Source organism: Lentzea jiangxiensis (genome assembly GCF_900104175.1).
Classification (GTDB): domain Bacteria; phylum Actinomycetota; class Actinomycetes; order Mycobacteriales; family Pseudonocardiaceae; genus Lentzea; species Lentzea jiangxiensis.
On the sequence record NZ_FNIX01000009.1, the window covers coordinates 161724 to 185484 of the forward strand.

The 23761-nt window shown below is 70.9% G+C and carries 22 protein-coding genes; 9 read left to right on the top strand and 13 right to left on the bottom strand.

Annotated elements, in window-relative coordinates; genetic code table 11:
* Position 1: 1 nt before the first annotated feature.
* The 4 genes from BLQ91_RS23570 to pdxR all read right to left on the bottom strand — a co-directional run bounded on the left by BLQ91_RS23570 (position 2) and on the right by pdxR (position 5467).
* Complete coding sequence (locus BLQ91_RS23570) at positions 2 to 1441, bottom strand: GuaB1 family IMP dehydrogenase-related protein (RefSeq protein ID WP_090099853.1); 1440 nt, start codon at positions 1439 to 1441, stop codon at positions 2 to 4.
* Positions 1442 to 1577: 136 nt separating this feature from the next.
* On the bottom strand, positions 1578 to 2363 hold the full coding sequence (locus BLQ91_RS23575; protein ID WP_090100032.1) for a GNAT family N-acetyltransferase: 786 nt from the start codon (positions 2361 to 2363) through the stop codon (positions 1578 to 1580).
* Between the two features lie 87 nt (positions 2364 to 2450).
* Entirely contained in the window at positions 2451 to 3983 is a 1533-nt protein-coding gene (locus tag BLQ91_RS23580; protein ID WP_090099855.1) for an ATP-dependent DNA ligase, read from the bottom strand.
* A gap of 131 nt (positions 3984 to 4114) precedes the next feature.
* Entirely contained in the window at positions 4115 to 5467 is a 1353-nt protein-coding gene (gene pdxR / locus BLQ91_RS23585; RefSeq protein ID WP_090099857.1) for a MocR-like pyridoxine biosynthesis transcription factor PdxR, read from the bottom strand.
* A 47-nt stretch (positions 5468 to 5514) separates the two neighbouring features.
* Here pdxR and BLQ91_RS23590 point away from each other — a divergent pair, with 47 nt between their 5' ends.
* Positions 5515 to 6417: a DMT family transporter gene (locus tag BLQ91_RS23590; RefSeq protein WP_090100033.1), complete on the top strand. Its 903-nt coding sequence runs from the start codon at positions 5515 to 5517 to the stop codon at positions 6415 to 6417.
* A gap of 65 nt (positions 6418 to 6482) precedes the next feature.
* On the opposite strand, the gene BLQ91_RS23595 is transcribed toward BLQ91_RS23590, so the two are convergent.
* The 3 genes from BLQ91_RS23595 to BLQ91_RS23605 all read right to left on the bottom strand — a co-directional run bounded on the left by BLQ91_RS23595 (position 6483) and on the right by BLQ91_RS23605 (position 9829).
* Positions 6483 to 7139, bottom strand: coding sequence for a hypothetical protein (locus BLQ91_RS23595; RefSeq protein ID WP_090099859.1), 657 nt, complete (start codon positions 7137 to 7139; stop codon positions 6483 to 6485).
* A gap of 106 nt (positions 7140 to 7245) precedes the next feature.
* Positions 7246 to 7800 carry a hypothetical protein gene (locus tag BLQ91_RS23600; RefSeq protein WP_090099861.1) on the bottom strand — a complete coding sequence of 185 codons (555 nt, stop codon included), beginning with the start codon at positions 7798 to 7800 and terminating at the stop codon, positions 7246 to 7248.
* 52 nt (positions 7801 to 7852) lie between these two features.
* Positions 7853 to 9829, bottom strand: coding sequence for a thioredoxin domain-containing protein (locus tag BLQ91_RS23605; RefSeq protein WP_090099863.1), 1977 nt, complete (start codon positions 9827 to 9829; stop codon positions 7853 to 7855).
* 54 nt (positions 9830 to 9883) lie between these two features.
* Between BLQ91_RS23605 and BLQ91_RS23610 the strand changes: the two genes are divergently transcribed.
* From BLQ91_RS23610 to BLQ91_RS23620, 3 genes are read left to right on the top strand one after another with little or no spacing between them, the layout of a single operon-like run.
* Entirely contained in the window at positions 9884 to 11221 is a 1338-nt protein-coding gene (locus BLQ91_RS23610) for a 3' terminal RNA ribose 2'-O-methyltransferase Hen1 (RefSeq protein ID WP_090099866.1), read from the top strand.
* On the top strand, positions 11221 to 13689 hold the full coding sequence (locus BLQ91_RS23615; protein WP_090099868.1) for a polynucleotide kinase-phosphatase: 2469 nt from the start codon (positions 11221 to 11223) through the stop codon (positions 13687 to 13689). Before BLQ91_RS23610 ends, BLQ91_RS23615 begins: the two co-directional genes overlap by 1 nt.
* Positions 13686 to 14315 (top strand): nucleotidyltransferase domain-containing protein, encoded by a 630-nt coding sequence (locus tag BLQ91_RS23620; protein WP_090099870.1) that lies wholly within the window; start codon positions 13686 to 13688, stop codon positions 14313 to 14315. The genes BLQ91_RS23615 and BLQ91_RS23620 overlap by 4 nt, the downstream gene beginning before the upstream one ends.
* A 79-nt stretch (positions 14316 to 14394) precedes the next feature.
* On the opposite strand, the gene BLQ91_RS23625 is transcribed toward BLQ91_RS23620, so the two are convergent.
* Together BLQ91_RS23625 and mca are read right to left on the bottom strand one after the other, a co-directional pair.
* The gene (locus tag BLQ91_RS23625) at positions 14395 to 14667 is read right to left on the bottom strand and encodes a hypothetical protein (RefSeq protein ID WP_090099872.1); all 273 of its coding nucleotides are present in this window, start codon (positions 14665 to 14667) and stop codon (positions 14395 to 14397) included.
* A gap of 2 nt (positions 14668 to 14669) precedes the next feature.
* On the bottom strand, positions 14670 to 15539 hold the full coding sequence (gene mca, locus BLQ91_RS23630) for a mycothiol conjugate amidase Mca (protein ID WP_090099874.1): 870 nt from the start codon (positions 15537 to 15539) through the stop codon (positions 14670 to 14672).
* A 95-nt stretch (positions 15540 to 15634) separates the two neighbouring features.
* On the opposite strand from mca, the gene BLQ91_RS23635 reads away from it, so the two are divergent.
* Positions 15635 to 16057, top strand: a complete 423-nt coding sequence (locus BLQ91_RS23635; RefSeq protein ID WP_245733769.1) for a DUF4307 domain-containing protein — start codon at positions 15635 to 15637, stop codon at positions 16055 to 16057.
* A 186-nt stretch (positions 16058 to 16243) separates the two neighbouring features.
* Entirely contained in the window at positions 16244 to 16738 is a 495-nt protein-coding gene (greA, locus tag BLQ91_RS23640; RefSeq protein WP_176959919.1) for a transcription elongation factor GreA, read from the top strand.
* A gap of 28 nt (positions 16739 to 16766) precedes the next feature.
* On the opposite strand, the gene BLQ91_RS23645 is transcribed toward greA, so the two are convergent.
* Positions 16767 to 17276, bottom strand: coding sequence for an Lrp/AsnC family transcriptional regulator (locus BLQ91_RS23645; protein WP_090099878.1), 510 nt, complete (start codon positions 17274 to 17276; stop codon positions 16767 to 16769).
* Between the two features lie 74 nt (positions 17277 to 17350).
* Between BLQ91_RS23645 and hppD the strand changes: the two genes are divergently transcribed.
* Complete coding sequence (gene hppD, locus BLQ91_RS23650; protein WP_090100034.1) at positions 17351 to 18532, top strand: 4-hydroxyphenylpyruvate dioxygenase; 1182 nt, start codon at positions 17351 to 17353, stop codon at positions 18530 to 18532.
* Between the two features lie 55 nt (positions 18533 to 18587).
* On the top strand, positions 18588 to 18833 hold the full coding sequence (locus BLQ91_RS23655) for a hypothetical protein (protein ID WP_090099880.1): 246 nt from the start codon (positions 18588 to 18590) through the stop codon (positions 18831 to 18833).
* 56 nt (positions 18834 to 18889) lie between these two features.
* Here the strand turns inward: BLQ91_RS23655 and BLQ91_RS23660 are convergent, their stop codons facing one another.
* The 3 genes from BLQ91_RS23660 to BLQ91_RS23670 all read right to left on the bottom strand — a co-directional run bounded on the left by BLQ91_RS23660 (position 18890) and on the right by BLQ91_RS23670 (position 22731).
* Complete coding sequence (locus tag BLQ91_RS23660) at positions 18890 to 20035, bottom strand: cystathionine gamma-synthase (RefSeq protein WP_090100035.1); 1146 nt, start codon at positions 20033 to 20035, stop codon at positions 18890 to 18892.
* A 118-nt stretch (positions 20036 to 20153) separates the two neighbouring features.
* The gene (locus BLQ91_RS23665) at positions 20154 to 21275 is read right to left on the bottom strand and encodes an RDD family protein (protein ID WP_090099882.1); all 1122 of its coding nucleotides are present in this window, start codon (positions 21273 to 21275) and stop codon (positions 20154 to 20156) included.
* Between the two features lie 85 nt (positions 21276 to 21360).
* Entirely contained in the window at positions 21361 to 22731 is a 1371-nt protein-coding gene (locus BLQ91_RS23670; protein ID WP_090099884.1) for a cystathionine beta-synthase, read from the bottom strand.
* A 118-nt stretch (positions 22732 to 22849) separates the two neighbouring features.
* On the opposite strand from BLQ91_RS23670, the gene BLQ91_RS43400 reads away from it, so the two are divergent.
* On the top strand, positions 22850 to 23722 hold the full coding sequence (locus BLQ91_RS43400) for an SGNH/GDSL hydrolase family protein (protein WP_090100036.1): 873 nt from the start codon (positions 22850 to 22852) through the stop codon (positions 23720 to 23722).
* Positions 23723 to 23761: the final 39 nt, after the last annotated feature.

Consider the following 23761-nt stretch of genomic DNA (forward strand, 5'->3'; position numbering starts at 1 on the left):
CTCACCATCCCCCTGGCAACGGCCTTCCTTCCGCGAAGCCAGCGGCGGACTGAATGCCGAGCACAGCCTTGTCGTGGAATTCCTCCAGCGAGTTCGCACCGGCATACGTGCAGGCCGAGCGAACGCCGGACGTTATCGCATCGAGCAGGTCCTCCACGCTCGGACGCACCGGGTCCAACCGCATCTTCGACGTGGAGATGCCCTCCTCGAACAACCCCTTCTTGGCCCGGTCGAACGCGTTGTCACTGCGCGTCCGCGCCGTGACGGCCCGCTTGGACGCCATTCCGAAGGATTCCTTGTAGAGGTTCCCGCGCTCGTCCCGCTGCAGGTCGCCGGGCGACTCGTAGGTGCCGGCGAACCAGCTGCCGACCATCACGCTGCCGGCCCCGGCCGCGAGCGCGAGAGCCACGTCGCGGGGGTGCCGGACCCCGCCGTCGGCCCACACGTGCTTGCCGAGCCTGCGCGCCTCGGCCGCACACTCCGCGACAGCGCTGAACTGGGGCCGCCCCACCCCGGTCATCATGCGGGTGGTGCACATGGCCCCCGGCCCGACACCGACCTTGACGATGTCCGCGCCGGCCTCGACCAGGTCCCGAACCCCCTCCGCGGTGACGACGTTGCCCGCCGCGACCGGCACCCCGGGGTTCGCCTCCTTCACGGCCCTGAGCGCCGCGATCATCTTCTCCTGGTGCCCGTGCGCGGTGTCAACGACCAGGACGTCCACCCCGGCCTTGACCAACGCCTCCGCCTTGGCCCGCACGTCCCCGTTGACCCCGACAGCGGCCGCGACCCGCAACTTCCCGTCGCCATCGGCAGCGGGCCGGTACACCTCGGCCCGCAACGCGGCGAGCTCCGTCAACACCCCGCTCAGCCGCTGTTCGGAGTCCACCCCGAGCGCGATCCGGTGCGTGCTGTGGTGGAGCCGTTCGAACACGTCCTGCGGCTTCGTGTCGAGCGGCAACAACAGCACGTCCGTGTTCATCACGTCGCCAATGCGCGCAAACCGGTCGACACCCGTGAGCGCCGCCTCGTCCACAACACCGATGGGCCGCCCACCGTCGTCAACGACGACAACCGCCCCGTGCGCCCGCTTGTGCAACAGGTTGAGCGCATCCGCCACGGCATCACCCGTGGTGAGCGTCAACGGCGTGTCCCAGACAGGATGCCGCTCCTTGACCCAAGCGATGATCTCCGCGACCGCCTCGGTCGGCACGTCCTGCGGGATGACGACGAGCCCGCCCCGCCGCGCGATGGTCTCCGCCATCCGCCGCCCGGCCACGGCCGTCATGTTCGCGACGACGATCGGGATCGTGGCCCCGGTGCCGTCCGAAGTGGAGAGGTCGACGCCGAACCGCGACTCCACGGCGCTCCGGCCGGGAACGAGGAACACGTCGTCGTAGGTCAGGTCGTAAGAGGGTCGATGCCCTTCGATGAACCGCACGTGCTTCCACGCTACCCGCCGCGTCTCAGTTGGGCACCTCACCAGGGAGTACGCCACACATCTCGCCTCTGGAGCGCCGGCTGCGGGTGGCCGCGGCCGGCCCTGGGGTGGCTGTCGCGCGGATGACCAGCCCTGCTCAGCCCGTCGGGTTCCACACGTAGCCGGTGGTCGTGGTGACCGCGACGAAGCCGAGTCGTTCGAGGATCGGCCGGCTGTCCTCGGTCGCGTCCACCTGCAGGTACCTGATGCCCCGCGAGACCGCCAGGCGGGCCCGGTAGGCGACCAGTGCGCGGTAGATGCCCCTGCCGCGCCACTCGGCGAGCGTGCCACCGCCCCACAGCCCTGCGAACTCCGTGCCGGGGACGATCTCGATCCGCGACGACGAGACGACCCTGCCGTCGGCCTCCGCCAGCACCGCGATCATGTTCGGGTCGTCGCGCTTCTCGACCAGGCGGTCGACCAGCCAGTCGTGCGGGCGGCCGAAGACCTCGGTGGCGGTGGCGGCCAGGCGGTGGACGTCCTGCTCGTCGGCCACCTCGCGCAGGACCACGCCGTCGAGGTGGACCGGTGTGGCCATCTGCTCGGCCAGGCCGATCAGCACGGTTTCCCGGCCGTCCGGCTCGAAGCCGGCCGCGGTCAGGCGTTCGGGCAGGTCCGCGGGGGTGTCGTGGCTCCAGGTCTTCCACTCGAATGCCTGGTCGCGTGCGGCGAAGTGGTCGCGTTGGCGGGCGATCAGGGCGTCCAGGGCTGGGCCGTCCACGCCCAGGTGTGGTGGGCCGCCCACGAAGCCGCTTCGGCGGGGCCAGCTCACGCGGAACACCGGGCCGTCCCGGTGGACCTCGGCGCCGGGGTCGAGCACCGTCCACTCGGCGGGGCGGGCTTGGGCGTCGAAGGCGCTGAGCAGCGCGGAAGCGTCGGTCACCGGCTGCACGCTATTGCGGGGTGCCGCCGGACGCACGCGAATTCCGCGCGTCCCGGGGATTTGCCCGGTGTTCCGCGCCTAGCGGCGTCAGGCCTGCGGAGGGTTCTGCTGGGCGGCGGGCAGGAGTGCCCTCACCTCCTCGATGGTCGTCGCCTCCGACGGGTCCTTGTCCGGGCGGTAGCGCACCACTCGCGCGAAGCGCAGGGCGACGCCGCCGGGGTAGCGCGGGGAGACCTGCACGCCGTCCAGTTCGATCTCGATCACGAGCTCGGGGCGGACCGTGACCACCCAGTCGTCCTGGTCGGTGGCGATCTCCTGCAGGGCCTCGGTCTGCCACTTGAGCAGCTCGTCGGTGAGACCCTTGAAGGTCTTGCCGACCATCACGGGTGGGCCGCCGTCCGGGTCGCGGGCGCCCAGGTGCAGGTTCGACAGCCAGCCCCGGCGGCGGCCGCTGCCCCACTCGACGCCGAGCACGACCAGGTCGAGGGTGTGGACCGGCTTCACCTTCTGCCAGGCCCTGCCTCGCCTGCCGGCCGCGTAGGGCGAGACCAGCGACTTCACCACCACACCCTCGTGGCCCGCGGACAGCGCCGCCGTGACGACGCCTTCCGCCTCCTCCGGGGACGGGTCCAGGACGCCGGGGACGACGTGCTCGCCCGCCACCTGCCGCAGGGCGGCGAGGCGGTCGCGGAGCGGTTCGTCGAGGAGGTCCTCGCCGTCGAGGTGCAGGCAGTCGAAGAAGTACGGGTGCAGCAGCAGTTCGCGTTCGTCCTGCGCGCCGAAGCGGCTCATCGTCTCCTGGAACGGGCGCGGCCGGCCCTCGTCGGTCAGCGCGAGCGTCTCGCCGTCGAGCACCACCGACGTGCAGGGCAGGCCGCGGACGAGCTCGACCAGTTCGGGGACCGTCTTCGTGATCTCGCGCAGCGTGCGCGTGTAGATGTGGACCTCGTCGCCGGAGCGGTGCACCTGGATGCGAGCGCCGTCCAGCTTGTGCTCCACCACGCAGCTGCCCAGCTCGGTCAGCGCCTCGTCCAGGGACTCGGCGGGTGACGCCAGCATGGGGCGCAGCGGGCGGCCCACCTCCAGCCGGAACGCCTCCAGCGCCGTCGGGCCGCCCTCCAGCGCGGCCACCGCGGTCTCCGGCAGGCGGCCGGAGAGCATGAACGCGCGCCGCACCGTCTCGCCCGGCACGTCCGCCGCGGAGGCGATGGCGTCCAGCATCACGCCTTCCAGGGCGCCTTGGCGCAGCTCGCCGGTGAGCAGCCTGCGCAAGAAGTCCTGCTCCGCTTCGGTGGAACGCGCGAACAACGACGTCAGCAGGTCGACGCGGCGTTGCGCCGAGCCCTTGCCGGACGTCCCGGCCACCTCGGCGAGCGCGGCGTCGACCTCGGCGATCGTCAGTTCGGCGCGCTCGGCGGGAGGCACGGACAGGTCGAGGACCGTGCGCCAGCCGGCGCCGATCCGGCCCTGCCGCGGCGTGCCTATGAGGAAGGACACCACCGCGACCACCACGTCCGCCGTCGCCGCGCGCAGCAACGCGGACAGCGCCTTGACCTTGGCCAGGCGCGACCGGGTCGCCGCCACCGCGGCTGACGTGTCGACCACTTCGGAGAGGAGCACGGATCCATGGTGCACCCGAGCACCGACAATTTCTCGGGGCGCGGGTCAGGCCGGCGCGGGCGGCCGTTCTACCCGGGGGTTCACCGCACCCGTCGCAGCCGTCCCGGTGTCCGCCGGCGTGGGCACCTGCTCTAGGCCTCGGCGACCGCCGCGATCTCCCTGACCGCTTCCCGCAGGCGGTCGGGGGTGAGCGACGCGTACCCCAGCACCAAACCCGGCCACATCGGCGTGCGCGTGTACTGCGCCAACGCCCAGACGTGCACGCCTCGCTCCTCCAGCCTGCTCTTCAGCGCGAGGTCGTCCGTGCCGTCGGGCATGCGCAGCACGACGTGCAAACCCGCCGCGACACCGATGGGCTGCCATGCGGGCAGATGCTCGGCAACGGCCTCCAGCAACGCATCACGCCTCTTCCGGTAGAGCGCGCGCGTACGGCGTAGATGCCTGTCATAACCTCCCGTCCGCAACAGGTGCGCGAACGCGGCCTGCGGGATCGTCGCGGTGCCCATGTCGTTGTACCGCTTGCGGTTCACGATGTCCTCGCGCAACCGTTCCGGCACCACGAGCCATCCGAGGCGCAGCGCGGGCGCCAGCACCTTGCTCGTCGTCCCCTGGTACACGACGTGCTCGGGGGCGAGCGCCTGCAACGCGCTCAGCGCCGGCCGGTCGTAGCGGTGTTCGGCGTCGTAGTCGTCCTCGATGATCAACGCATCGCGCTCGCGCGCCCACTCGACGAGCGCGCGCCGCCGCTCCGGGTGCAGCACCACGCCGAGCGGGAACTGGTGCGCCGCGGTGACCAGCACCGCCCTGCAGTCCGTTTTGGACAGCAGGTCGACGCGGAGTCCTTTGTCGTCCACCGGAATCGGCACGGTCTTGACGCTGTGGGAGCGCAGCAGGTCTTCGCCGCCGATGTGGCTCGGTTCCTCGATCGCGATGCTGCCGTCCAGCATGCGCGCGGTGAGCTGCAACCCGTCCGCCGCGCCGTTGGTGATCACCGCGTCCTTGGTGACCACCGCCCGCACCCTCGCCAGGTAGTCGACGATCTCCTTGCGCAGCCCCACGAAACCGGCGGGGTCGGGGTAGGCGAGGTCGTCGTCGGGGAGGTCGGCGAGCGCCGCCCGGTGGGCCGCCACCCATTCGGCGCGGGGGAACGCGCCCAGCGCGGGCAGGCCGGGCCGCAGGTTGTAGCGCCACCGCTTCGGCGGTTCCGGCACCCCGCACGCGCCGGCCGGTCCGAGGCTCGCGACCGTCGTCCCCGAGCCGCGCCTGGTGGTCAGGTAGCCCTCCGCGACGAGCTGCGTGTAGGCCGAGGTGACGGTTCCACGCGCCACCTCGAGCTGCGCCGCCAGGTCCCGGCTCGACGGCAGCCGCGTGCCCGGTGCGAGCCGCCCGTCCCTGATCGCCCGGCGCAGCTCGACCTCGACCCCGCGACGCCTCTGGTGCCCCGGCAGTAGGAGCTCGCGCAAAGTGGTCCAGTTCGCAGTCATCGAAGTGGAGCTTAAAGCTGGACCAGTTCCGCGCAAGGGTGACGGACATGAAACTCGGGGTGGCCGCGGGAGCGGCAGCGGCATCGATCGTCGGCGCGTCGGTGCCGGTCACGGGAATGCTGGAGGGTTACCCGGTCCTGACCGGCCAGGCCATGCGCTACGCACTGGCCGCGGCAGTGTTGTTGCTGGTGGCACGCCGTCTGCCGATGCCGTCGTGGCGCGACGTGCCGCCGCTGCTGGGCGTCGTCGTCTCGGGCATGCTCGGCTTCAACGCCCTGCTCATCGCCGCCCAGCAGTACGCGGAGCCGGGCTTCGTCGCCGCTGTCATGGGCGGCTCCCCCGTCGTGCTGGCGCTGCTCTCGCGCCAACGCACCGCATCGGCTCTTGTGGGTGCCGCGGTGGTGGCGGCGGGCATCGTGCTGTTGTCCGGCGGCGGCTCGTGGCACGGTCCCGGGCTCGTTCTCGCGCTGCTCACGATGGTCGGCGAGGTGTGCTTCACGCTCTTCGCGGTCGGGGTGGTGCGGCGGCTCGGCGTGCTGGGGGTGGCGACGTGGACCTGCATCATCGCGACGGTGATCGGCGCGGTGCTGGGGACGTTCGTCGGCGGCTGGCAGGTGCCGGACACCCGGCAGGCCTCCGCGCTCGTGCTGCTGGCCGTGGTGGTGACCGCGGTGGCCTTCGGGCTGTGGTACTTCGCCGTGAACCGGCTGGGCTCGGACCGCGCCGGCGTGCTGATCGGCCTGATGCCGGTGGCCGGTCTCGCGACTTCGGTGCTTCTGGGCGTGCAGGAACTCACTCTCGTGTCCGTCATCGGGGTCACCACGGTCGCACTCGGGTGCGTCATCGGGCTCCGGAGAGCAACGCACCACACACACGACTCGGGCCGGGTTCCCCCAAAATCAACACTAGCGGCCGGGTCTGACAGTCCGGCGCAAGTTGTTGTGCCATAACGAAACCGGCTCAGCGGCCTGGCCTGAGGCCGCTGAGCCGGACGTGGCGAGGTCAGCCCAGCGGGCTAGTGGACCGGATACCCGATCGAGGCCACGTCGTCGGCGACGTCAGCCAGCGACGTGGCGGGGTTGAGCGCCGTCACGACCGCCGCCGTCAACGGCTTGCCCGCGTACACGTGCCGCACCGCGTCGAGGTCCACCGGAGTCTCGTAGTAGTCCTGCGCCCAGTCCTGGTACGCCTCCGGGGTGCCCTCGGTCAGCAGCGCGAACATCCAGTCCGCCCCGTCCTCCCCTTCGGAGAAGGCGATGTCCCCGTGCCGCCAGGCATCGTCCCCGTTCTCACGCCACAGGCAGACGGTGACGGACGGCGTGCCCTCATCGGAGAACGCGGGCTCCTCCACACACTCGCGGAACACCTCGGGTACGGAGTCGACGACGCCGGGCCACGGCTGCCCGTCGTCGGTGGCATAAGGGCTCATCAGCGACTCGTGGTCGAAGCCGCGCACATACGCACCCGCGGCCTTGAACACGATGGAGTACTCGTTGCCCGAACCGTCGTACATGGACGCCATCTCCTCGCCGGGCGCCCACTCGGTGTCGAAGAGGTGGTGCCGGTCGTCGCTGCCGGGATCCAGGACGACGTCCAGCACGGCCAGCGCACGGCACAGCGCGCGCAACTCCGGGATGGCGGGCAGCAGACGGGCGACGTCGTACGCGGTCACCGCCACATCCAAGCAGCCTCAAATGCCGAGCACGACTCGCATGTGCCGCCCGGATCTCCTGGCCTGGCCTGCGAAGCTCACGGCCGGATCTTCGCAGGCCCGCGGCTCAGGTCAGGTCCGGTCCCTGCGACCGGAGGTCGTCCACTCGCGACATGGCGTCACGCAGCTCGCCCAGCCACGCGTCGGCGTGCTCTCCAACGAGGCGCACGGCCCATGCGAGGGCATCAGCTCGTGAGCGAGCCACGCCGGCAGCCACGAGGGTGTCGAGCACCTGGCGTTCCGGCTGGCGCAGGCGCGTCATCACCGGCACGGCGAGGTGCGTGAACAGCTCGCGGGTGCCGCCCTGCACGGCTCCCCACGCCACCTTGCGGCCGTAGCGGTGCTCGGCTTGCCGCGCGATCTCGATGCGTTCGTCGCGGGTCTCCTCACGCCAGCGGGCGATGCGGCCCGATTCGGCGGCGGCGCGCGAGGCGTCGTCGAACTCGCCCTCCAGCGCCGCGAGCGTGCCGACGACGGTGATCTCCTCTCGGTCCACGACGACCTCGGGCGCGCCGGTGAACCACGCGTCGGGGAGCCTGCCCGCGAACCACGCCGCCGCGTCGTCGGCCGAGGGCAGGTCAGCCTGCTGCCAGCCGCCTCGTCCTCTCCATCCACGTCCCATTTCAACCACCTCTGATTACATGATTACGTCATTACTGACGTTACGCCTGCAATCAGGAAGTGGCGTTCGCCGTCAGCGAAGCGACCAGGGCATCCGCCGTGACGACGGGCCGGTCGCACACGTAGCCGCGGCACACATAGGCCGCCGGTCCTTCGTCGACCAACGGACGGTCTTCCAGCAACGGCACGGACGAGGGCTCACCGGCCACGACGACGCCGCCTCCGGGCACATGAGCGACCGCGGCCGCCCACAGCGACGCACGGCGTGAGTCGTCGGCACCTACTACTGCGACCTGCAACGGACCGGACACCAGAGCTTCGGCGACGGTCAGCCAGTGGCCGGCGAACCGGGGCGCGCGGGCGGCGAGCAGGCCGGCGCGCGTCACGGCGGCGGACGCGGCGTCGAAGTACCGTGCCCCACGATCGGCGCCGGACAGCAGCGACGCGGTCAGCAGGGCCGAGGCCAGCGAAGACGCACCGCTCGGAGACGCGTTGTCGGTCGAGTCGGCCGGGCGGCGAACGAGAGTCTCGGCGTCATCGGCCGTGTCGTGGTAAGCGCCCGGGGAGTCCGGCACGGCGAAACGGGAGAGTGCGGTGTCCAGCAGGCCGCACGCCAGGTCGAGCCACCGGATCGAGCCCGTCACCTGGTGCAACGCCAGCAGCCCGTCCGCGACGCAGCCGTAGTCCTCCAGCACGCCGAACGACGGACCGGCGACGCCGTCGCGCGAGGTGCGCAGCAGCCTGCCCTCGACGAGGTGCGCGGACGCCAGCAGCGACGCCGCGTCGGAAGCGGCCGAGATCCACGTCGGCTCACCGAAGAAGGCGCCCGCCTCGGCCAGCGCGGCGATCGCCAAGCCGTTCCAGGCCGCCACCACCTTGTCGTCCCGTCCGGGCTGCGGCCGCGCGGCACGCACCGCCAGCAGCGAGGCCCGCACCTCTTCCCCCGGCTCCGACACGAACCCCAGGGTGGACTTGCCGTCCTCGAAGTTCGGCTCGGGCGTCACGCCGAACGCAGCCGCCGCGGCACCCAGCTCCTCGAACGACCACACGTAGGTCAGGCCTTCGACGCCATCGGTGTCCGCGTCCAACGACGCCGCGAACCCACCGGAAGCCGTCCGCAGGTCCCGCACCAGGAACGCGGCCGTGTCCCGCGCGACCTGCTCGTAACGCTCCGAGGCGGTCACGCGCGCGAGGTGCGTGTAGAAGCGGAGCAGCAAAGCGTTGTCGTACAGCATCTTCTCGAAGTGCGGCACGACCCACGCGGCGTCGACGCTGTAGCGCGCGAACCCGCCGCCCAGCTGGTCGTACATGCCGCCGTTGGCCATCGCGTCGGCCGTCGAGGTCGCCATGGAGATCGCCTCGACCGAGCCGGTGCGCTCGTGGTGGCGCAGCAGGAACTCCACCACCATCGACGGCGGGAACTTCGGCGCCCCGCCGAACCCGCCGTTGCGCCGGTCGAACTCCCCCAGCAACGACACCACCGCACCGGCCAGCGCGTCGGCGTCCACAGTGGACGGCGGCAGCGGCACGGCCTGCCGGGCGATCTCCCGCACGACGGCGGAGGCCGACCGCAGGACCTCGTCGCGTTGCGAGCTCCACGTGGCCGCCACGGCCTGCACGAGCTGCGGGAACGACGGCATGCCCGGCCGCGGCGACGGCGGGTAGTAGGTGCCGGCGTGGAACGGTCGCGCGTCCGGCGTCAGGAACACCGTCATCGGCCACCCGCCGTGGCCGGTCATGGCCTGCGTGACCTCCATGTACACGGCGTCGACGTCCGGACGTTCCTCGCGATCGACCTTCACCGGCACGAAGTGCTCGTTCAGGAACGCCGCGACGCCGGCGTCCTCGAAGGACTCGTGCGCCATCACGTGGCACCAGTGGCAGGCCGAGTACCCGACCGACAGCAGCACCGGCACGTCGCGCCGCCGGGCCTCCTCGAACGCCTCCCCGCACCACGGCCACCAGTCCACCGGGTTGTCCGCGTGCTGCCGCAGGTAGGGGCTGGTCGCGTCCGCGAGTCGGTTCGCCATGCAATCACGGTAAATGAGCAGCGCGGAGACCGAATCTCGATCAGACTCGGGCCCGTGTTGCTCACCCTGACCACGACGCACCAGCCGGCGACCGGCCTCGGCCACCTGCTGCACAAACACCCCGACCGTGCTCAGTCCTTCACGACGAGCTCGGGCGTCGCGCACGTCTTCTACCCGAAGGCGACGAACGAGGAGTGCACGGTCGCCCTCCTGCTGGAGGTCGACCCCGTCGCGCTGGTCCGAGGTCCCGGCAGCACGCTCACGCAGTACGTCAACGACAGGCCGTACGCGGCCGGGTCGTTGCTCACGGTCGCGCTCGGCAGCGTGTTCCGCACCGCCATGAACGGCCGCAGCGAGAGCTACCCGGAGCTCGCGAGGACGCCGATCCCGCTGGTCGTCCGCATCCCCGCGCTGCCGCACCGCCTCGCGGAACGGCTGTTCACGCCGCTCGGCTGGACCGTCGAGGTCACCGGGCACGGCGACTCGCGCTACGGCGACGTGACGCTGACCGGCACCGTGAAGCTCAGCGACGCGTTGAAGCACCTCTACGTGCTGCTTCCCGTCCTCGACGGCGGCAAGCACTACTGGGTCGCGGCCGACGAGGTGGACAAGCTGCTCAAGGCCGGGGACGGCTGGCTGTCCGCGCACCCGGACAAGGAGCTCATCACCACCCGCTACCTGGCCCGCAGGCGCCCGTTGATCACCTCCGCCCTGGAGCGCCTCGCCGACGTCGACGAGGTCGAGCCGGAGGAGCTCGACAACGCCCTGGCCGAGCCGAAGATCTCCCTTGCCGCACAGCGCGAGGAAGCCGTGATCAAGGCGTTGAAGGCCGCGCGGGCCCAGCGCGTGCTGGACCTCGGTTGCGGTGGTGGCGCTCTGCTGCGCGCTCTCGTCGACGAGCCCGGGTTCACCGAGGTCCACGGTGTGGACGTGTCCCTGAAGGCGTTGCAGGAGGCCGCGCGCAAGCTGCACCTCGACCGCATGGGCGAGCGGCAGCGCGAGCGGATCACGCTGCGGCAGTCGGCTTTGACCTACGCCGACGCCGAGCTGGCGGGGTACGACGCGGCGGTGCTGATGGAGGTCGTCGAGCACATCGACCCGTCGCGCCTGCCCGCGCTGGAGCACTCGGTGTTCACCGTGGCACGCCCCGCGACCGTGCTGGTGACCACGCCGAACGTCGAGTACAACGCGCTGTTCGAGACGTTGCCGGAAGGGCAGATGCGCCACTCCGACCACCGTTTCGAATGGACTCGCGCGGAGTTCGCGCACTGGGCCGGCGGTGTCGCGGAACGCCGCGGCTACACCGTCACGTACGTGCCGATCGGGCCGGAGGACGCCGAGCGCGGCGCACCGACGCAGATGGCCGTGTTCACGCTGGGGGACGGGAACTGATGGAGCTGAAGATCCCCGACCTGTGCCTGGTGGTGCTGGTCGGCGCCTCGGGTTCGGGCAAGTCGACGTTCGCGCGCAGGCACTTCCTGCCCACGCAGGTGCTGTCGAGCGACTACTTCCGCGGGCTCGTGGCCGACGACGAGAACGACCAGTCGGCGTCCGCGGCGGCGTTCGACGTGCTGCACTTCGTGGCGTCGAAGCGGCTGGAGGCGGGGCGCGTCACCGTGGTCGACGCGACGAACGTCCAGCCCCAGGACCGCGCGAAGCTGGTCGAGGTCGCGCGCAGGGCGAACGTCCTGCCCGTCGCGATCGTGCTCGACACCCCGACCGACGTGTGCCTGAAGCGCAACGCGGAACGCCCCGACCGCGACTTCGGCGCGCACGTCGTCAAGCGGCACCGGGCCGCGCTGCGGCGCTCGCTGAAGCACCTCGGCAAGGAGGGCTTCAAGCGCGTCCACGTGCTGCGCTCCGAGTCCGATGTGGACAGCGTGACGATCGTGTACGAACGACTCCTCAACGACCTGAGGCACGAGACCGGGCCGTTCGACGTCTTCGGCGACGTGCACGGCTGCCGCGCGGAGCTGGAGGAGCTGCTCACCGAGCTGGGTTACGAGATCCAGCGCGACGACGAGGGCCGCGCGGTCGACGCGGTCCCTCCCGGCGACCGCAAGGCGGTGTTCGTCGGCGACCTGGTGGACCGCGGGCCGGACACCCCCGGCGTGCTGCGCCTCGTCATGGGCATGGTCGGCAACGGCCACGCCTTCAGCGTGCGCGGGAACCACGAGGAGAAGCTCGTCCGCGCCCTGCGCGGCCACAAGGTGACGGTCCGGCACGGGCTGGAGAAGTCGCTGGAGCAGCTCGCGCACGAGCCGGAGGAGTTCCGCCTCGCCGCCACGAAGTTCTGCGACGGCCTCGTCGCGCACTACGTCCTGGACGGCGGCAACCTCGTCGTCGCGCACGCCGGCCTGCCCGAGCGCTACCACGGCCGCGCGTCCGCGAAGGTGCGCAGCTTCGCCCTGTACGGCGACACGACCGGGGGGACCGACGCGTACGGGATGCCGGTGCGCCTGCCGTGGGCGAACGACTACCGCGGCTCGGCGATGGTGCTGTACGGGCACGTCCTGACGGCTGAGGCCGAGTGGGTCAACAACACCATGTGCCTGGAGACGGGCGTGGTGTTCGGCGGGAAGCTCACCGCGCTGCGCTACCCGGAGAAGGAGCTCGTCTCCGTCAAGGCGCACCAGGTCTGGTACGAGCACGACGCCCCGTTCCCGGTGAAGGCCGTCGAACGCGCGCCGGACGTGCTGGCGCTCAAGGACGTCACGGGTCTGCGCCGCGTCGACACGTCGGTGATGGGCGCCGTGACGATCCGCGCGGAGCAGTCCGCCTCGGCTCTCGAGGTCATGAGCAGGTTCGCGATCGCCCCGCACGACCTGCTGTACCTGCCGCCGACGATGGCGCCGACGGCGACCTCGCAGCGCGACGACGTGCTGGAGCACCCGGAGGACGCGTTCGCGGAGTACCGCGCGGCCCGCGTGAAGCAGGTGATCTGCGAGGAGAAGCACATGGGATCGCGCGCGGTCCTGCTGGTGCGCAAGGAAGGCGGCGCGATCCACACGCGCACCGGACGTGCGTTCTTCGACGGTGCGGCGGGCGACGAGCTGCTCGACCGCGTGCGGTCGGCCTGTTCCGGGCTGTTCGACGAGTTCGCCACGGACTGGCTGCTCATCGACGCCGAGCTGATGCCGTGGAACGCCAAGGCGTCCGGGCTGATCCGCGAGCAGTACGCGGCGGTCGGCGCGGCGGCGAACGGCGTGCTGCCGGTGGCGGTCGACGCCCTGGAGGCGGCCGCGGCCCGCGGTGTCGACGTCGCGGGTCTGCTGGAGCGCACGTCGAGGCGTGCCGCGAACGCCGCGGCCTACAGCGCGGCGTACGAGCGGTACTGCTGGCCGGTGGACGGCTTGGAGGGCGTGCGGATCGCGCCGTTCCAGCTGCTCGCCTCCGAGGGACGGGCCTTCCACGACCGCTCGCACCTGTGGCACCTGGAGACGCTGGGCGGGCTGGAGGGGCCGTTGTTCCAGCGGACGCGGCACCTCGTGGTCGACGTCGAGGACCCCGAGCAGGTCGCCGCCGGCGTGAAGTGGTGGGAGGAGCTGACCGCGGACGGCGGTGAGGGCATGGTCGTGAAGCCGCTGGCGAGCCCCGGCGGACGCGTCCAGCCGGGCGTGAAGGTGCGTGGGCGCGAGTACCTGCGGATCATCTACGGCCCGGACTACACGTCGCCGGAGAACCTCCAGCGGCTGCGCAAGCGTTCCCTCGGGCGCAAACGCGGACTCGCACTGCGCGAGTACGCCCTCGGCATCGAGGCGCTGGAACGCGTCGCACGCGGCGAACCGCTGTGGCGGGTGCACGAGTGCGTCTTCGGCGTGCTCGCGCTCGAGTCGGAACCCGTGGACCCGAGGCTGTGATCCTCGGGACCGCGATCCTCGAGGTGGTGGTCGGCTCGCACGCCTACGGGCTGGCGGGGCCTGACTCCGATGTGGACAGACGCGGGGTGTTCGCCGCGCCCGCGGAGGCGTTCTGGCGCCTGGACAAGCCTCCGACGTCGGTCGAGGGCCCGGACCCGGAGCAGCTCAGCTGGGAGGTCGAGCACTTCTGCCGGCTCGGCCTCAGGTCGAACCCGACGGTGCTCGAGACGCTGGTGAGCCCGCTGGTCGAGATCAGCACGCCGATCGGGGAGGAGCTGCGGGAGCTGCTGCCCGCGTTCCTCTCCCGGCACGCGGTGCGGTCGTTCACGCGAGCGACGGAGACGCAGCTGACGCGCTCGGGCCGCAACCTCAAGCCCAAGCAGCTCATGCACGTGGTGCGGCTGCGGCTGGTGGGGCTGAACCTGCTGCGCACCGGGCGGTACGACATCGCGGCGGACCGGTCGCTGCTGGCGATCCGCTCCGGGGAGATGGCGTGGGACGAGGCGTTGGCCTGGGCGCACCGGCTCGGCGACGAGATCGCCGCGGCTCGGGGGCCGTTGCCGGAGGAGCCGGACCGGGAGCGGGTGGAGGACTGGCTGGTGTCGGTGCGCAGGAGGACGTTGTGAGCTGTCTCTCCGCGCGCCGGCGAGCGGTGCGCACCGCTGAGGTCGATGCGCACCGGCCACGTCACCCGGCGGTGCTCGGCTAGTCCTTCTTCGGGGCGGTCTGCTCGGCCGGGGTCTCCTTCGAGCCCCCGGCCGGCTCGTCGAACGACGCCGGCAAGCCCTTGATGTGCTTGTTCATGGACTTGACGAGGAAGAAGACCGCGATGAAGAAGACGATGAGCAGGACGAGGCCGACCGGGGAGGACTTGCCGAAGTCCTCGCCCTGGCCGCCCTTGTCGTTCTCGTTCGGGGTCGACGGCTGCACGGCGACCAGCGCCACCGTGCTGCCGAGGGAGAAGTCTGGGGAGAGCACCCCTAGACCTTAACTCCGGCGAACAGGTCGTTCTCCGGCAGCGTCGAGTCGACCTGCGAGCGCACGAGCTCGTACTCCTCGGTCGGCCAGATCTCGCGCTGCAGGTCCATCGGGATCGCGAACCAGCGGCTGGTCGGGTCGATCTGGGTGGCGTGGGCCTTCAGCGCCTCGTCGCGGACGTCGAAGTAGTCCGCGCACTCGACCCGCGTCGTAACGCGCTCCATGACGTCGGGGCGGTCGGTGCTCCAGTTCGCGAGCCACTCGGCGTACGGCGACTCCATGCCGCGGGCTTCCATCGCCTCGTGGAACGCCAGGATCTTGGCGCGCGAGAAGCCGTGGCCGTAGTAGACCTTCGGCACCTCCCAGGCGTCGCCCAGGTCCGGCTCGAAGGCCGGGTCGGCGGCGGCGTCCAGGGCGGCCATCGAGATCTCGTGCGTGCGGATGTGGTCCGGGTGCGGGTAGCCGCCGTTCTCGTCGTAGGTCACGACGACGTGCGGGCGGAAGTCCCTGATGGCCTCGACCAGCGACGGCACCGACTCCTCCAGCGGCACCAGGGCGAAGCAGCCCTCGGGCAGCGGCGGGAGCGGATCGCCCTCGGGCAGGCCGGAGTCCTTGAAGCCCAGCCAGCGGTGCTGGATGCCGAGGATCTTGGCTGCGCGGGCCATCTCCTCGCGGCGGACCTCGATGATGTTCTCGAGCACGTCCGGCTTGTCCATCGCCGGGTTCAGAATGCTGCCCGCGCCACCGTCCGTACAGGTCACGACCATCACGTCGTGCCCTTCCGCGACGTAGCGGGCCATCGTGGCCGCGCCCTTGCTCGACTCGTCGTCGGGATGTGCGTGCACTGCCATAAGGCGCAGCTTGTCGGCCATGACCCCCGTGGTCCTCCTGTGTGAACGGTCCTGCGACACTCAACAACCGAATGCCGGGCACCATTGTTCCCCAGAGGCGAGGAGGGCGCGGACAAGTGGCACAACGCGTGCTCCCCGAGGGGCGCTACAGCAGGCAGAGCCGCAAGCCGGGGTCCAAGTGGGTCCGCTGGGCATTACTCGCCGTAGCTGTCGCGGCCGGTGCCCTGGTCGCCTTCGTCGGTTACCGGAATCTCGGCACAAAACCGATCGAGGCGAAGCAGACCGCGTTCACCATCCTCGGCGACGACCGCGTGCAGGTCAGTTTCGAGGTTTCCCGCGATCAGCCGGAGCGTGCCGCCGTCTGCATCATCCGGGCCCGGTCCAAGGACGGGGACGAAGCAGGCCGGCGCGAAGTTCTGGTGCCGCCGGGAAATGCGCTCGTCGTCGAGACAACTGTTCTCCGCACCTCCAAACCGCCGGTCACCGGTGAGGTCTTCGGGTGCTCCTACCAGGTTCCCGCCTACTTGTCCACGATCTAGCGGCCAAGCGGGTGATCTGCGGTTTAAACGGCGAGACGGGGAACAAATCGCCGTCGCTGAACGTTGTCTTCGTGTTACTATTGCAGCTCAAGCACGGCCCCGGCGCGGGCCGTGTTTTTCCGTTCCGGGCCAACGGCCCGGGAACTTCTGGTGTACACGCGTGCGTCAGAGCAAGACGAGGAGTTGGTGACCGTGAGCGACACCCAGGTGACCTGGTTGACCCAGGAGGCCTACGACCGGCTCAAGGCTGAGCTGGACGAACTGATCGCGTACCGCCCGGTCATGGCTGCCGAGATCAACGCCCGTCGCGAAGAGGGCGACCTCCGCGAGAACGGCGGCTACCACGCGGCTCGCGAGGAGCAGGGCAAGCAGGAGGCGCGCATCCGCCAGCTGCACGAGCTGCTCCAGGCCGCGAAGGTCGGCGAGGCTCCCACCACCAAGGGTGTCGCGGCACCGGGCACGGTGCTCACGATCCGCTACGAGGGTGACGACGAGACCGAGACCTTCCTGCTCGCCACGCGCGAAGAGGGCGCGCACGGCGAGATGGAGGTCTACTCCCCGGTTTCGCCGCTCGGCAAGGCTCTGAACGGCGCGAAGGACGGCGAGACCGTCGAGTACGAGCTGCCCAACGGCAAGCTCCAGAAGGTCACGCTGATCTCCGCGGTTCCTTACCAGGCGTAGTCACGCCACACGACGTGCGAAGGGCCGGTCACCTCGGTGGCCGGCCCTTCACGCGTTCCAGGAGCGGTCGCACGCGCGGGGGCACCGGCGTCGACAGCGCGATCGACGTCGAGAGCCGCCTCACGTGGGGCACGTCCACGACGTGGTCGACGACGCGCTGCAGGTCCGCGTTCGACCGAGCGACCATTCTCACGAAGAGGTCCCCCTGGCCAGTCGTCGCGTGCACCTCGCAGACCTCGGGGATGGCGGCCAGTCCCTCGCACACCTCGGCCCGGCGTCCCTGCGCGATCTCGACGACCGCGAACGCCGTCAGCCCGTACCCCATCGCGCCGAGGTCGAGCGCCGGCGGGAACCCCCCGAGCACGCCCCGGTCGGTCAGCCGGTCCAGCCTGGCCTGCACGGTTCCGCGGGCGACGCCGAGTCGGCGGGAGCATTCGAGGACGCCCAGGCGCGGCTCGTCCGTCAAGAGCAGGAGCAGCTTGGCGTCCAGTTCGTCCACGAGCTGGTCAGAGTGCTCACCCTGTTGATCTGAAGGCATAGATCACTATACAAATTGCACAGCTAAATCGCTGACTATTGCTCACCCTGTTAGGTCGACTCATGCTGTTCGACATGACTCAGCAGCTTGACGACGTGAGCTACGACCAGCTCCGGCAGCTCGTGGGGTTGGTCGACTACGACGCGACCAAGGACCCCTTCCCCGTGCGCGCCATGGACGCCGTGGTGTTCGTCGCGGGCAACGCCACGCAGACCGCGTGGCTCTACCAGGTGGCGTTCGGCATGGAGCTCGTGGCCTACGCGGGTCCCGAGACCGGCCAGCGCACCCACAAGTCGTTCGTGCTGAAGTCGGGCTCGGCCCGCTTCGTGATCAACGGCGGCGTCACGCCCGGCTCCGCACTCCTCGACCACCACCGCCGCCACGGCGACGGCGTCGTGGACCTCGCGCTGGAGGTCGGCGACGTCGACCGGTGCATCGAGCACGCCCGCAAGCAGGGCGCGACCGTCCTCGAGGAGCCGCACGACGTCTCCGACGAGCACGGCACCGTGCGCCTCGCGGCGATCGCGACCTACGGCGAAACCCGCCACACGCTCGTCGACCGCTCGAAGTACAACGGCGTCTACCTGCCCGGCTACGTCGCCCGGTCGTCGACGGTCAAGCGCCCGGAAGGCGCCCCGAAGCGCCTGTTCCAGGCCGTCGACCACTGCGTCGGCAACGTCGAGCTCGGCAAGATGGACTACTGGGTCGACTGGTACAACCGCGTCATGGGCTTCGTGAACATGGCGGAGTTCATCGGCGACGACATCGCCACGGACTACTCGGCGCTGATGTCGAAGGTCGTCTCGAACGGCAACCACCGCGTCAAGTTCCCGCTGAACGAGCCGGCGATCGCGAAGAAGAAGTCGCAGATCGACGAGTACCTCGAGTTCTACGAGGGCGCCGGCGTCCAGCACATCGCACTGGCCACCAACGACATCATCAAGACCGTCACCGCCATGCGCGACGCGGGCGTCGAGTTCCTCGAGACCCCGGACTCCTACTACGACGACCCGGAGCTGCGCGCCCGCATCGGCGAGGTCCGCGTCCCGATCGAGGTCCTCAAGGAGCACCGCATCCTCGTCGACCGCGACGAGGACGGCTACCTGCTGCAGATCTTCACGAAGCCGATCGGCGACCGCCCGACCGTCTTCTACGAGCTGATCGAACGCCACGGCTCCCTCGGCTTCGGCAAGGGCAACTTCAAGGCACTCTTCGAGGCGATCGAGCGCGAGCAGGAGCGACGCGGCAACCTCTGATGGCGTTCCCCCGGTAAGGTGGCTTCACGGGGGCAACACATCGTGGGGAGGTGGCATGGCACTCGTACGACGCGTGGCCGCGGTCATCCCGCTGATCGGAGCCGTGACCACGGCTGTGGCACTGACCGGCGCGGCGTTCTTGACCGTGGCCCACGCCGGCTGCGACGAGGCCGGCCGCTTCGTCCGCACGGGCGAGTCGATCCAGTTCGTCGGAGGCTGTGTGAACGGCGCCGACCTTCCGGCGGCGCCCACGGCCGAGGTCGAGAACGTCGACCGGTTCGGCGGCTCGAAGAAGCCCTAGGGCGCTGAGACGCAGAAAGGCCCTCCCGGATCGGGAGGGCCTTTCGCATGCGTGGATCAGCCCAGCGCGGCCAGCAGGTCGGCCACCAGGTCGTCCCCGGACTCGATCCCCACGGAGACCCGCACCAGATCGGCCGGAACCTCCAGCATCGACCCGGCCGTGGAGGCGTGGGTCATCTTCCCGGGGTGCTCGATCAACGACTCCACGCCGCCCAACGACTCGGCCAGCGTGAACAGCTTCGTCCGGGCGCACACCTCGAGGGCGGCCGCTTCCCCGCCCTCGACGAGGAACGACACCATCCCGCCGAACCGCCGCATCTGCTTGGCGGCGACGACGTGCCCGGGGTGCGACTCCAGACCGGGGTAGATGACCTTCCGGACCCGCGGGTGCCGGACCAGCGCCTCGGCCACGAGCTCCGCGTTGTCGGAGTGCTTCTCCATCCGCAGCTCGAGCGTCTTGAGCCCGCGCAGCGTCAGGTAGGCGTCGAACGGCCCCGGAACAGCTCCGGCGCCGTTCTGCAGGAAGCCGAAAGCGGCGTCGACCTCCTCGTCCGAGGTGATCAGCGCGCCACCCACGACGTCGGAGTGACCGCCGATGTACTTGGTGGTCGAGTGCAGCACCACGTCCGCACCCAGCTCCAGCGGCGTCTGCAGGGCGGGTGAGGCGAAGGTGTTGTCGACGACCAGCTTCGCGCCGGCGTCGTGGGCGACCGAGGCGATCGCGGCGATGTCGCCGATGTTCAGCAGCGGGTTGGTGGGCGTCTCGATCCAGATCAGCTTGGTCTCGGGGCGGACGGCCGCGCGGATCGCGTCGACGTCCGACACCGGCGCCGGGGAGTGGGTGACGCCCCACTTCGAGAAGACCTTGTCGATGAGCCGGAACGTGCCGCCGTAGGCGTCGTTCGGGATGACGACGTGGTCGCCGGGCTTGAGGAACGTGCGCAGCGCCGCGTCGGTCGCACCCATGCCGGAGGAGAACGCGCGGCCGTAGCGGCCGCGTTCGAGGGACGCGAGGCAGGTCTCCAGCGCGCGGCGGGTCGGGTTGCCGGTGCGGGAGTACTCGAAGCCCTCACGCAGGCCGCCGACGCCGTCCTGGGCGTAGGTGGAGGTTGCGTAGATGGGCACGTTCACCGCACCCGTGGTCGGGTCCGGGTCCTGACCGGCGTGGATCGCCCTGGTGGCGAAGCCGTATGGGGTGCTCATGTCCGAAGGGTACTCACCCGTACGGCCGTGCGACGTGATGGTCCAGGCAGTGGGCGCGAACGGCAACAGCCCCCGGTCACGTGAGGTGACCGGGGGCTGGAGAACCTGCTGGAGGGCTTTACCAGCCCTGCTGCTGCTGGCCGCCGTAACCCTGCTGGGGCGGCTGGCCGTAGCCACCGGGCTGCTGCTGCGGGTACCCGCCGGTGCCCGGCTGCGGGAAGCCGCCGGACTGCGGCTGGGCGTAGCCGCCCGTGCCGGGGTAGCCACCCGTCTCCGGCCAGTTGATCACGACGGTGCCGCAGATCTTGTCGGAGTAGGTCTCGTTCTTCGGCTTGTTCCACAGCGGCGACAGGTAGTTGATCAGCGAGCCGATGCCGCAGAGCAGACCGAACGCGTAGTTCAGCAGCAGGCGCAGGAAGGCCACGCCACCGCCGGGCGGCTGCTGCGTGTCCTCCTTGACGACCTTGATCTTCGCGACCTTCTTGCCGATCGACTGCCCCGTGGAACCGCCCTTGAGGACCGTGTTCCAGATGAAGAAGCCGAGCAGACCGCCGTAGCCGACGAGGTAGGCGACCAGCACCAGGATCCCCGCGGAGGACGGGTCGGCGGTGGTCGCGCCGATCCCGCCGAGCACGCCGACGATGATGCCGGCCACGACGCCGGGGGCGGCGTAGTCGATCAGACCGGCGACCGCGCGCGAACCCCACTCGGCGTAGCCGGTGGGAGGCGGCGGGGCCATGCCGGGAGCGCCGTAGCCGGGCGCGCCGTAGGCCGGCTGCCCGTAGGCACCCGCGGCGGGCTGGCCGTACGGGTTCGACTGCGGAGCGCCGTAGGGCTGCTGCGGCTGACCGTAGGCACCCGCGGCCGGCTGGCCGTACGGGTTGGACTGCGGGGCACCGTAGGCCTGCTGGTGCTGCTGCGGAGCACCGTAGGGCTGCTGCTGCGGCGGGGCACCGTACGCGGGCGGCTGCTGGGCGGGGAACCCGCCCGAGCCGGGGCCCTGCGCCGGGAAGCCGCCCGAACCGGGGGCCGACGGCACCTGGCCGGGGCTGACGACCTGGGTGGCGTCCGCGTTCTGCTGCGGTGCGGCAGGAGCCTGACCAGGCGAGACGACCTGCGTCGCGTCCGGGTTCGGGTTCGCCGCTGCCGGCTGCCCACCCCCCGGGACGACCTGCGTCGCGTCCGCGTTGGGCTCCTGCGGCTGACCGCCGAACTGGTGTGGCGGCTGCGGAGCGTTCATCCGGTTTCCAACCCCCTTGGCTGGGCCGTGCGAGTAAGACTGATGATCTGGGGCGTCACGCTATCGGACGCACGTTGCTCCACGCTCAGCGACCAGCCAAGAACCCCAGAATGTCCTGTCGGGTGACGACACCGGCGGGCTTGCCGTCCTCCAGGACGAGGGCGGCGTCGGCGTTCGAGAGGGCGTTCATCGCGATGCCGACCGGCTCACCCGCGCCGAGCGTGGGCAGCGGCGGCGACATGTGCTTGTCCAGGCGGTCGGAGAGCTGCGCCTTGCCGGTGAACAACGCGTCGAGCAGGTCGCGCTCGTTCACCGCGCCCGCGACCTCGGCGGCCATGACCGGCGGCTCGGCGTTGACGACGGGCATCTGCGAGACGCCGAACTCGCGCAGGATCGCGACGGCGTCACCCACGGTCTCGTTCGGGTGAGCGTGCACCAGGTCCGGGAGCATGCCGCCCTTGCGGCGCAGCACGTCGCCGACGGTCGCGCCGGTCGAGTCCGGCGGGAGGAAGCCGTAGGACGCCATCCAGCGGTCGTTGAAGACCTTGGACAGGTAGCCGCGGCCGCCGTCCGGGAGCAGCACGACGACGACGGCGTCCTCGGGCAGGTCCTTCGCGACGCGCAGCGCGGCGGCGGCCGCCATGCCGCAGGAACCGCCGACGAGCAGGCCCTCCTCGCGGGCGAGGCGGCGGGTGACGTCGAACGAGTCGGCGTCGGAGACCTCGACGATCCGGTCGGCGATGGTCTTGTCGTAGGCCTCGGGCCAGAAGTCCTCGCCGACGCCCTCGACGAGGTACGGGCGGCCGGTGCCGCCGGAGTAGACCGAGCCCTCCGGGTCCGCGCCGATGACCTGCACGGCCCCGTTCGAGGCCTCCTTGAGGTAGCGGCCGGTGCCGGAGATCGTGCCGCCGGTGCCGACACCCGCGACGAAGTGCGTGATCCTGCCCTCGGTCTGGCGCCAGATCTCGGGGCCGGTCTGGTGGTAGTGGCTCGCCGGGTTCTCCGGGTTGGCGTACTGGTTCGGCTTCCAGGCGCCGGGGATCTCGCGGACCAGGCGGTCGGAGACGTTGTAGTAGGAGTCCGGGTGCTCGGGCGCGACGGCCGTCGGGCACACCACGACCTCGGCGCCGTATGCCTTGAGGACGTTGCGCTTGTCCTCGCTGACCTTGTCCGGGCACACGAAGACGCACTTGTAGCCCTTGCGCTGGGCGACCAGGGCGAGGCCGACGCCGGTGTTGCCGGACGTGGGCTCGACGATCGTGCCGCCGGGCCGCAGCTCACCGGAGCGCTCGGCGGCCTCCACCATGCGCAGCGCGATGCGGTCCTTCACGCTGCCGCCGGGGTTCAGGTACTCGACCTTGGCCAGCACCGTGGCCTTGATGCCCGAGGTCAGCGAGTTCAGCTTCACCAGCGGCGTGTTGCCGACCAGATCGACGACGTGCTCGACGTACTCCACCGGTATCCACTCCCCTGCTCCCACTCTCCGAGATAGCGGGACGAAGCGTAGCTCTAGTGGCTGCGGATCCTGACTCGAACGGCGGCGCCGACGATTCGGGGGGAAAGGGGTGGCGCGGATGATCGGACTGCGGGCGCTGCGGGCGGCGGCCATGACGGCGGCGACGCTCGGCGGCCTCTCCGGCGCGCTGGCCGGCCTGCTCACCGAGCAGGGCAGACGTGCCCGCGCGGCCATCGGCGTGCTGGAGCACCTCTGGCCCGCACCGGACGGCGTGTACGCCGACGACGGCGGCGACCCGCTGCGGCTGGCGGTGCTCGGCGACTCGATGGCCGTGGGTGTCGGTGTGACGCATCCCTCGCAGATGCCGGGCGTGCTGCTGGCCCAGGCGCTGGCGGAGGAGGCGGGACGGCCGGTGCGGCTGTCCACCTACGCCATCAGCGGTTCCACCACGCGCGACCTGGTCCCGCAGGTCGACGCGGCCGTGCGGGACGAGCCCCGGGTCGCGCTGATCATCATCGGCGCGAACGACGTGACGTCGCGGATGGGCACCGGCGAGTCGGCCCGGCTGCTGGCCGAGCAGGTCCGCAGGCTGCGCGCCACCGGGTGCGGCGTGGTCGTCGGCACCTGCCCCGACCTGGGCATCGTGCGGCCGATCCCGCAGCCGTTGCGGATGGTCGGGCACCGGTACAGCCTGCGTCTCGCGGCCGCCCAGACCGCCGCGGTGCGGACAGCGGGCGGTGTCCCGGTGCCCCTCGCGAACCTGTTGGCACCGGAGTTCATGGCGCGGCACGCCGACATGTTCAGCTCGGACCGCTTCCACCCCAGCGCCGTCGGCTACGAGGCGGCCGCGGGCGTGCTGCTGGCGCCGTTGTGCCAGGTGGCGGGGCTGTGGGCGGGCTGGGTCGCACCGGTGGTGCCGCTGCGGTCGGCGGCGGCCCTCGCGGTGGGGCCGTCGCGGTGGCCTGCGTGGCTGCAGAAGCGGCACGCGTGAGTTTCGGAAATCCTCGTCACTCGCGCTGGCCGAGGTGAG